Origin of the sequence: Mycobacterium sp. NAZ190054 (assembly GCF_001545925.1) — a bacterium.
Lineage (GTDB): Bacteria > Actinomycetota > Actinomycetes > Mycobacteriales > Mycobacteriaceae > Mycobacterium.
Genome location: NZ_LMVQ01000187.1, coordinates 1 through 7,316, shown reverse-complemented (window position 1 = coordinate 7,316; position 7,316 = coordinate 1). Strand labels below are relative to the sequence as shown.

Genomic DNA, 7,316 nt, shown 5'->3' with positions numbered 1-7,316 from the left:
CCCCGCACGAACGTCGAGATCGTGCGGTCGTTGATGGTCGGCGCGGCCTCCAGGCCGTAACTGAGGCCGCGGTCGATCTCTTCGCGTAGCCGGCGGTCACCGAGTCTGGCCTCGGCGGTGATGGTGTTGCGGCCCTGCCACGCCGCGTGCGCGGCCGCGGTCCGGGCGGTGACGATGTCGGCGCGCATCCCGTCGACACCGAACGCGGAGCAGATCTCGGCGATCTTCAGCAGCACGTCGGAGGTTAGCGCCACCTCGGGCAGACGTGTCTGTGCCGCAGCGATCCGGTCGCGCAGCCGCTGTTCGGCGTCGGCGTAGCGGGCGCGGAACCGCTCGGGGTCGGTGTCGAAGTCGATCCGGCGGCGGACCACCTCGGCGCGTTGGGCGGGGTCCTGCGGCGCGGCGACCTCGACGGTCAGCCCGAAGCGGTCGAGCAGCTGGGGCCGCAGCTCGCCCTCCTCGGGGTTCATCGTCCCGACGATGACGAACCGGGCCGCATGGGTCACCGAGATGCCGTCGCGCTCCACGGTCAGCCGGCCCATCGCCGCGGCGTCGAGCAGCAGGTCGACCAGATGGTCGTGCAGCAGGTTGACCTCGTCGACGTAGAGGATGCCGCGGTGCGCCTTGGCCAGCAGGCCCGGCTCGAAATGCACCGCACCCTCGCTCAGCGCCCGCTCGAGATGGATGGAGCCGGCGACCCGGTCCTCGGTGGCGCCGACGGGCAGTTCAACCAGCCGCACCGGACGGGTTTCCACCGCGGCGTCCGCGCCGAACGGCCCGTCCGGTGAAAGTGGTTGCCGCTCAGCCGGATCCGTCGAGAAACGGTCGCCGGCGATGACCTGGATGTGTGGCAGCACCTCGGTCAGCGCGCGCACCAGCGTCGACTTGGCGGTGCCTTTCTCGCCGCGCACCAGCACACCGCCGATGCCGGGCGCGATGACGCTCAGTACGAGCGCGAGCGCCATGTCGTCGAGCCCTTCGGGCGCGTCGGGGTCGGCGCCGAGAACGGCACAGAAGGGGTACAGCTGTTGCATCAGAGGCTCCGCTCGTGATCGTGAACCGGGGTCGGTGCACGCGAGGCCGGTCTTCGGACTGGCCGAGTCCCGTCTCCTGTAGGCCAGGAAAGGCTCGGACCACCGCAGCGGGCCTGTGCCGGACTCTCACCGGACTTCCCAGATTCTCCCCGGGCACCGACCACGCCGTTTCCGACGCGGGGGCACGCGGGGCACCTCGCGCCTGTCACGCTAGCATCACCGCCGTGTCGGAGGTCAGCGGCGACGGGATCAACGACGTGCGGCTGACCGTGGTCGGAATCGGCGCCGACGGATGGGCCGGACTCCCCGAGGCCGCCCGGTCGGCGGTGTCGGGCGCCGAGATCGTGCTCGGGGCCCCGCGTCAGCTCGGCCTGCTCCCCGACGTGGCCGGGCAGCAGCGCGTGTCCTGGCCGTCGCCGCTGCGGAACGCCCTGCCGGCCGTGCTCGACGAATACCGCGGCCGGCGGGTGGTGGCCCTCGCGTCGGGGGATCCGATGGTCAGCGGCATCGGCACGACGCTGGTCGATCTGCTCGGTGCCGAGCGGGTGGCTGTGCTCCCGCAGGTGTCGTCGGTGGCGTTGGCCCGGGCCCGCCTCGGGTGGTCGGCGGAGTCGACCGCCGTGGTCAGCGTGGTCGGCCGCGACGTCCACGCGGTGCTGCGCGAACTCGCACCGAATCGCCGGGTGCTGGTGCTGTCCTCCGACGAGTCGACACCGGCGCAGCTGGCGGCACTGCTGGTGGCGGCCGGCTACGGCGCCAGCCGGATGGTCGTGCTCGGTGACCTCGGCGGCGAGACCGAGACGCGCACCGAGACCACGGCCGGAGACTTCGCCGGGGCCGCGCCACGGTTGAACATGGTGGCGCTGGAGCTGGCGGGTCCGCTGACGGCCGGTTGGGCCGCCGGACTGCCCGACGACGTGTTCGAGCACGACGGTCAGCTGACGAAACGGGATCTGCGCGCCGCGGCGCTGTCCCGGCTGATGCCCGCCCCCGGCCAGCTGCTGTGGGATGTCGGGGCCGGCGCCGGTTCGGTCGGGATCGAATGGATGCGCGCGCATCCGACGTGCCGCACCGTGGCCGTCGAGGCCGACGCTGCCCGCGCCGACCGGATCGGCCGTAACGCAAAGGCGCTGGGCGTACCGGCGCTGCGCGTCGTGCATGCGGGCGCGCCCGAGGCGCTGACCGGCCTGCCCGCGCCGGATGCGATCTTCATCGGCGGCGGCGCCACCCGTGCCGGGGTGCTCGAGGAATGCCTGCGGGCGCTGCGGCCCGGCGGCCGGCTCGTCGTCCACGGGGTCACCGTCGAGACCGAGGCGCTGCTGGCCGGGGCGTACCGCGAACACGGAGGCGAGCTCACCCGTATCCACGTCGAGCGGGCCGCCCCGGTGGGGTCCTTCACCGGTTGGACACCGGGCCGCGCGGTCACCCAGTGGGCGTTCACCCGGGCGTGAGGTCATCGTCGCCTCCCTGTCAGCGCGCGGTGTAGCGCTCCTCGTGCACCACGGTGTGCAGCGGAGCGCGGTCGCGCCACCCGTGGTACTCGAGATCGGGGATGTCGGGAAGATCGGCCACGTGTCCGACGCACAGCCAGGCGACCGGGCGCACATGCTCGGGCATGCCCACCAGCGAGCGCAGGAACTCCTCCCGGTAGAACGACACCCAGCCGACGCCGAGCCCCTCCGCGGTCGCGGCGAGCCACAGGTTCTGGATCGCGCACACCACCGAGTACAGCCCGGCGTCGTCGATCGCGTGCCTGCCGAGTATCTGGCGGCCGCCCCGGGTGGGGTCGTAGCCGACCACGATGCCCAGCCCGGACTCGAGGATGCCTTCGATCTTGATGCGGGAGAACGTGTCGGCCCGCTCACCGGTCAGCGACGCGGCGAACAGCTCCCGCTCCGCGGCGACGTGGTCGCGGAACGCGGTCAGCGTGTCGGGGGAGCGCACCAGGACGAAGTCCCACGGCTGCGACATGCCCACCGACGGCGCGGCGTGCGCGGCCGACAGCACCCGCTCCAGCACCGCCGGCGCGACCGGAGACCCGGTGAACTCGCGGCGGGTGTCGCGGCGGCGGTAGATGACGTCATAGAGGCCCGCCAGGTCCCGTGCCGTGGTGACGCTCATCCGCGACCACCCGCCGGCTCGGCCGAGCGTTCCCGCGCCGGGTCGTAGAGGTAGCTCTCCCCGGCCCGCGCATCGGGCCGGTCGGCCAGCGCACGGCCGACCAGGATCACCGCGGCCTGGCGCAGGTCGGCCGCCTCGACCTGGTCGGCGATGTCGGAGACGGTGCCGCGCAGCACGAGTTCCTCCGGCTGCGATGCGCGGTAGACGACCACGACGGGGCAGTCCGGTCCGTACGACGGTGCCAGTTCGGTCATCAGGACACGGATCCGGGTGATCGCGAGATGCAGGACCAGGGTCGCGCGGGTCGCGGCGAACGTCGAAAGCGATTCGGATTCCGGCATTTTCGTCGACCGCTGCTGGGTCCTGGTGAGCACCACCGACTGGGCGACCAGCGGCACGGTCAGCTCGCGGCCGACCCGGGCCGCGGCCGCGGCATAGGCGGGGACGCCCGGCGTCACCGACCAGGGCACGCCGGCCGCGTCGAGGCGCCGGGTCTGTTCGGACACCGCGCTGTAGATCGTCGGATCGCCGGACACCAGGCGGACCACCCGTCGGCCGGCCTGTGCGGCGGCGACGATGCGGGCCACGATGTCGTCCAGATCGAGGTTCTGGGTGTCGACCAGATCGGCACCCTGCGAACAGTTCTGGAGTACCGCCGGATCGAGATACGTGCCCGGGTAGAGCACCACGTCCGCGTCGCCGAGCAGCCGGGCCGCGCGCAGCGTGAGCAGGTCCGCGGCGCCCGGACCGGCGCCGACGAACTGCACGGTGGTCGGCGCCGACATCACTGCACCCACCGCGGCGTCCACACCCGCCCGGCCGGCGTCACCCGGGTCGCGGCGGCACCGACGAGCAGCAGGCACTTCATGTCGATGGTGTCGGTGTCGAGCTCGCCGAGCGTGGTGACGTGTAGCGACTCCTCGGCCCGGCCGACGTCGCGCCCGACGACGACGACGGTGTCGGCGCCGCGGTGTTCGAGCAGGACTTTGCGAGCCACCGCGATCTGGTCGGGCCGCGACCGGGACGCGGGGTTGTAGATGGCCAGCACCAGGTCGGCCTCCGCGATCGCCCGCAGCCGGGTCTCGATCACCGACCACGGCTTGAGCCGATCGGACAGGCTGACCACGGCGAAGTCGGCGCCGATCGGCGCCCCGGCGCGGGCGGCGACGGCCTGAACCGCCGACACCCCGGGCAGCACCCGCACCGGCACGTGGGCGTACCGCTCGTCCTCGGCGGCCTCGAAAACCGCTGCGGCCATTCCGAATACGCCGGCGTCTCCGCCGGACACGACGGCCACCCGCTCACCGCGCGCGGCGAGGTCGAGCGCGAAGCGGGCCCGGTCGACCTCGACGGTGTTGCCGGAGGCGTGGCGCTGCAACCCTTCCCGCTGCGGGACACGGGCGACGTAGGGGCCGTACCCGACCACGTGCCCGACCTCGGCCAGGGCCGCCGCCGCCTCGGGGGTCAGCCAGCCGTCCGGGCCGGGGCCGAGGCCGACGACGAGGAGCTCGGCGGCGGTCCTTGCGGGCGCCGAGACCGGAACCCGTTGCTGCTCACCCGGTGTGCGGGTGCGGCGGCCGTTGAGCGAGTCACCGTTGACCACGATGAGGGACAGGTAGGGCACCGACGTGTCGTCGACGTCGGCCACCGGCATCCACCGCTGCTGGGGGTGGCTGGCCCGTTCGACGTAGAGCGCGTGGGCGAGGCGACCGGACGCGGCGAGCGCCCGGCGCACCGCCGGGAAGGTGCGCCCCAGCTTCATGATGATGGCGCCGTCGGTGTCGGCCAGTCGGCGCGCCAGCTCCGATTCCGGAAGTGTTCCGGGCAGCACCGTCAGCACGTCGGTCTGCCGCACCAGTGGTGAGGCGGTGGCCGCGGTGGCCGCCGCGAAGGCCGGCAGGCCCGGAATCACCTCGGTCGGATAGCGACCGCTGAGGCGGTCGTGCATGTACATGTACGAGCCGTAGAACAGCGGGTCGCCTTCGGCCAGCAGGGCCACGGTGCGGCCGGCGTCGAGGTGCGCCGCGATCCGGCCGGCCGACTCTTCGTAGAAGTCGGCGAGCGCGCCGGCGTAGCCGCCGGGGTGGTCGGTACTGCCCGTGGTCACCGGGTAACGGAGTTCTTCTTCGAGCACGCCGTCGGGGATGAGGTCGGCGGCGATGGTGCGCGCGTAGGACTGCTTGTTGACGCCGGCGTGGTAGGCGACGACATCGGCCGCGCCGATCACCCGGGCCGCCTTGAGGGTGATCAGTTCCGGGTCGCCGGGGCCCAGCCCCACCCCGTAGAACCGTCCGAGGGTCGTGTCGCCGGTCATTCCGCCTCCGAAGCCAGTGCGTTGAGGGCCGAGGAGGTGATGGCAGAGCCACCGCGCCGGCCGCGGATCGTCACGTAGGGGATGTCGATGCCGTGGTCGCTCGCGAACGCGACGAGGGCGTCCTTCGACTCGGCGGCGCCGATGAACCCGACGGGGCACCCGATGACGGCGGCAGGACGCGGCGCGCCGTCGACGAGCATCTCCAGCAGGTGGAACAGCGCGGTCGGCGCGTTGCCGATCGCGACGACGGCACCGTCGAGCAGCGGCTCCCACAGCGAGACGGCCGCCGCCGTGCGGGTGGTACCCCAGGCGCGGGCCAGGTCGGGGACCCGCGGGTCGTGCAGGAAGCAGTGGACGTCGTTGGCTGCCGGGAGGCGTCCGGCGGTGACCCCGGTGGCCACCATGCGCGCGTCGCACAGGATGGGCGCACCGCCGTTCAGCGCGGACCTGGCGGCGCGCACGAGATCCGGGTGGATGACGAGGTCCTTCACCAGATCGGTCTGGCCGGTGCCGTGGATCATCCGCACCGCCAGTTTCTCGGCGTCGGCGGGTACGGCCGACAGGTCGGCCTCGCGACGGATGGTGGCGAAGGAGTCCACGTAGATCGCCGGGCCGTCGTCGATGTACTCATAGCGTTTCGTCGGGCGCGTCATCTCGCGGGTGTGCGGGCCGGTCATGGTGTTGCCTCCTGAATGCTCGGGATGAAGATGCCGTGCCAGGGGGTCACGACGAGGTGGGCGTCGGGTGAGCCGGCTTGTTCGACCAGCGAGTGGACCTGATCGGAGGTCAGCACACCGCCGGGTACCCGGACATGGGTGCCGCCGGCGACGGCACCATGATCCAACGGCTTGGCCGGAGCCGGCATCCGGGGGTCCGCGGGCTGCGGGGCGCGCAGCGGGGCACTCAGCTCCCGCAGATGCCACGGCGCGGTCGCCCCGGTGCCGCGTTCGTCGAGGAACGCGGCGGCGAGACCGACCAGGTGCAACGCGGCCTCGTCGAGTCGCACCACTTCACCCCAGTGATCGCCGATCCGGAGCTGCACATCCTGGCTCGTCAGCACCACGAGCCCGAGATCCGTGCCGCGGCGCCCGGAGCCGGTGAGCCGGTCGAGCAGGTCGCCGCGACCGTCGTCGAGGGTGAACAGGAAACGGCCGGGAAGGCGGGCCAGATCCGGATCGGCGCACAATGCCGCATCCAGACACCGAGCCAGTGGGCGCAGGTCGGCTCGCCCACCCGCGACTCCGGTCTGCGGCGAGACGAGGATGTTGCGGACCCGTTCGTGTGTCCGGGTCGGCAGCAGGCCGGTCGACTCGAGCGCGGCCACCACCGCGGGCGACAGCTCCCGGTCACCCGGCAGGCCGCGCAACTGAAGGTTCGCCCGCTTCGTCAGGTGAATCCGCCCGTCGGCGAACTGCCGGCTCACCTGCGACAACCGCAGCAGCGCAGGCAGCGGCAGCCGCCCGCCGATCAGGCGCAGGCGCACGAGCAGCCCGTCCTCGGCGATCCACGGCCGCAGCACCCCGGGGCACTGATCGGCCCGGGTCCGCCGGACCGACGTGTCACCGCCCATGTTGACTCCCACTCTGTTGCGCAGATCACCGCACTCTACCTATGGTAGAACCACGCTATGGTCAACCACGATCGCGCCGCCACTACATAGAACAATATGGAGGTCGTCATGCCCACATCGGTCATCGTGGCCGGAGCTCGCACCCCGATCGGGAAGCTCTCCGGTTCACTCAAGGACTTCTCGGGCAGCGACCTGGGGGCGATCGCGATCAAGGGTGCGCTGGAGAAGGCTGGTGTGGCGGCTTCGGCGGTGGAGTACGTGATCATGGGTCAGGTGC

General features: G+C 72.3%; 7 protein-coding genes, 1 pseudogene and 1 riboswitch. Of the genes and pseudogenes, 2 read left to right on the top strand and 6 right to left on the bottom strand.

Going from position 1 to position 7,316, the window contains the following annotated elements:
* Positions 1 to 1,034: ATP-binding protein (locus ASJ79_RS14540; protein ID WP_156448449.1), on the bottom strand; the 1,034-nt coding region annotated here is incomplete at its 3' end.
* A 26-nt stretch (positions 1,035 to 1,060) separates the two neighbouring features.
* Positions 1,061 to 1,210: riboswitch (cobalamin riboswitch) on the bottom strand.
* 48 nt (positions 1,211 to 1,258) lie between these two features.
* On the opposite strand from ASJ79_RS14540, the gene cbiE reads away from it, so the two are divergent.
* The gene (gene cbiE, locus ASJ79_RS14535; RefSeq protein ID WP_231750848.1) at positions 1,259 to 2,485 is read left to right on the top strand and encodes a precorrin-6y C5,15-methyltransferase (decarboxylating) subunit CbiE; all 1,227 of its coding nucleotides are present in this window, start codon (positions 1,259 to 1,261) and stop codon (positions 2,483 to 2,485) included.
* Between the two features lie 19 nt (positions 2,486 to 2,504).
* Here the strand turns inward: cbiE and bluB are convergent, their stop codons facing one another.
* From bluB to ASJ79_RS14510, 5 genes are read right to left on the bottom strand one after another with little or no spacing between them, the layout of a single operon-like run.
* A complete protein-coding gene (gene bluB, locus ASJ79_RS14530; protein ID WP_067956296.1) occupies positions 2,505 to 3,155 on the bottom strand; it encodes a 5,6-dimethylbenzimidazole synthase in 651 nt (216 codons plus the stop codon).
* A complete protein-coding gene (gene cobM / locus ASJ79_RS14525) occupies positions 3,152 to 3,940 on the bottom strand; it encodes a precorrin-4 C(11)-methyltransferase (RefSeq protein ID WP_067956298.1) in 789 nt (262 codons plus the stop codon). The genes bluB and cobM overlap by 4 nt, the downstream gene beginning before the upstream one ends.
* Positions 3,940 to 5,469 carry a precorrin-2 C(20)-methyltransferase gene (locus ASJ79_RS14520; protein ID WP_067956294.1) on the bottom strand — a complete coding sequence of 510 codons (1,530 nt, stop codon included), beginning with the start codon at positions 5,467 to 5,469 and terminating at the stop codon, positions 3,940 to 3,942. Before ASJ79_RS14520 ends, cobM begins: the two co-directional genes overlap by 1 nt.
* Positions 5,466 to 6,146: a precorrin-8X methylmutase gene (locus ASJ79_RS14515; protein ID WP_067956287.1), complete on the bottom strand. Its 681-nt coding sequence runs from the start codon at positions 6,144 to 6,146 to the stop codon at positions 5,466 to 5,468. The genes ASJ79_RS14520 and ASJ79_RS14515 overlap by 4 nt, the downstream gene beginning before the upstream one ends.
* On the bottom strand, positions 6,143 to 7,039 hold the full coding sequence (locus ASJ79_RS14510; RefSeq protein WP_067956285.1) for a nitrite reductase: 897 nt from the start codon (positions 7,037 to 7,039) through the stop codon (positions 6,143 to 6,145). The genes ASJ79_RS14515 and ASJ79_RS14510 overlap by 4 nt, the downstream gene beginning before the upstream one ends.
* A 108-nt stretch (positions 7,040 to 7,147) precedes the next feature.
* Here ASJ79_RS14510 and ASJ79_RS14505 point away from each other — a divergent pair.
* Positions 7,148 to 7,316: pseudogene (locus ASJ79_RS14505) on the top strand (acetyl-CoA C-acyltransferase); the annotation flags it as partial.